The sequence below is a fragment of the Kitasatospora sp. NPDC047058 genome (assembly GCF_040643935.1).
Taxonomy (GTDB): Bacteria; Actinomycetota; Actinomycetes; order Streptomycetales; family Streptomycetaceae; genus Kitasatospora.
The window spans coordinates 1-1,636 of record NZ_JBEYVJ010000819.1; the positions used below are offsets into that span (position 1 = coordinate 1).

1 protein-coding gene is annotated in these 1,636 nt (G+C 75.7%); it reads right to left on the reverse strand.

Annotated features, from left to right (window positions below; translation table 11 throughout):
• The coding region (locus tag ABZ885_RS40795; protein ID WP_360200219.1) for a polyketide synthase dehydratase domain-containing protein at positions 1-1,636 on the reverse strand (1,636 nt) is incomplete at both ends.

Genomic DNA, 1,636 nt, shown 5'->3' on the forward strand with positions numbered 1-1,636 from the left:
CACGTCCGTTGTCGCGAACCACGGCTCGCCGTCGATCATCACGACCCTGATCGGCAGGGTGGGCTCGGACGGCACCCGCACGAGCCGCGGCACGCGCACCTGGCCGGCCCGCACCGCGAACTGCGGCTCGCCCGACGCGACGCCCGCCCGCAGGCACGCCATCGCCTCGTCGGACAGGCCGTCCAGGTCGGCCAGCGCGATCCGGCCCGGGTTCTCCGCCTGGGCAACCCGGACGAGGCCCCAGACGGGCGCGGCCGTGACCTCCATAGGCACCTCGGGATCGGCGTCCACCGCGTGTTCGGTCACCACCACCAGCTGCGACGCGGACAGCGCGTCCGCGGCCAGCCACTCCTGCACCAGGCCCAGCGTGCCGACCGCGACGTCACGCGCCGCGCCCGGGACATCGTCGGGGGCCGGCTCGGGAACGACCCGCGCCACCACGACCTCGGGAACGGTGTCACCAGCGTCGACGGCCGCCAACAGCGCGGCCAGGTCGGCGTACGACGCGGCGCCGGGCAGCTCCTCGCCGAGGACGGCCCAGCGGCCGTGCGGCTCCTCCGCACCCGCGACCGGGACAGGGACCCACTCCACGCCGAACAGCTCATCGTGCGCCGGTGCCGCAGCGGCGGCGAACGGCCGCAGGACCACGGAGCCCACCGACGCGATCAGCCCACCGGTGGCGTCGGCCAGGGTCAGGGACACGCCCTCGCCCGAGGCCAGCGGGGCCACCCGCACCCGCGCCGCCACCGCATCCGCCGCGTGCACGACCGCATCGCCCCAGGCGAACGGGACTTCGGGCCGGTCGCGGCGCTCGCCCGTGCCCACGATCACGTGCAGGGCGGCGTCCAGCAGCGCGGGGTGAAGCCCGAATCCGGCGGCGTTCACGCCGTCCGGCAGGGTGACCTCGGCGAACAGCTCCGCGCCGCGCCGCCAAGCCGCGCGCAGACCCTGGAAGACCGGTCCGTAGGCGAGACCGCTGGTGGCCAGAGCCGGATAGAACCCGTCCAGGTCCACGGCTTCCGCGCCGGCCGGAGGCCACTGACCCCAGCCCTCACCGACGGCTATGTCGGCAGAGGCGGCCAGAACGCCGGTCGCGTGGCGAGTCCACTCCTCCTCGACCGTCGCGTCGTCCGCCTGGGCATAGACGCCCACCGCGCGGCGACCGGACGCGTCGGCCTCGTCCACGGTCACCTGCACCCGGACCCCGCCCTGGGGCGGGAGCACCAGCGGCGCTTCGATGACCAGTTCCTCGACGCGACCGCAGCCGGCCTCGTCACCGGCCCGCACCGCCATCTCGACCAGCGCGGTCCCGGGCACGACCACCCGGCCGGCGACCACGTGGTCGGCCAGCCAGGACTGGCCCGCGAGCGACAGCCGTCCGGTCAGAACAAGGCCGCCACTGGCCGGCAGGGACACCGCCGCACCCAGCAGCGGGTGCCGCGCCGGGGACTGGCCCAGCCCGGCCGCGTCCACCACGTTGGTACCGGTCGGCAGCCAGTGGCGCTGGCGCTGGAAGGCGTAGGTGGGCAGGTCGATCCGCTGGGCGCCGGTGCCCGTGTAGAGCTTCTCCCAGGCGACCGGGACGCCGCGGACGAACGCCTTGGCGAGCGCGGTGAGCAGGGCGCGGGGTTCGTCG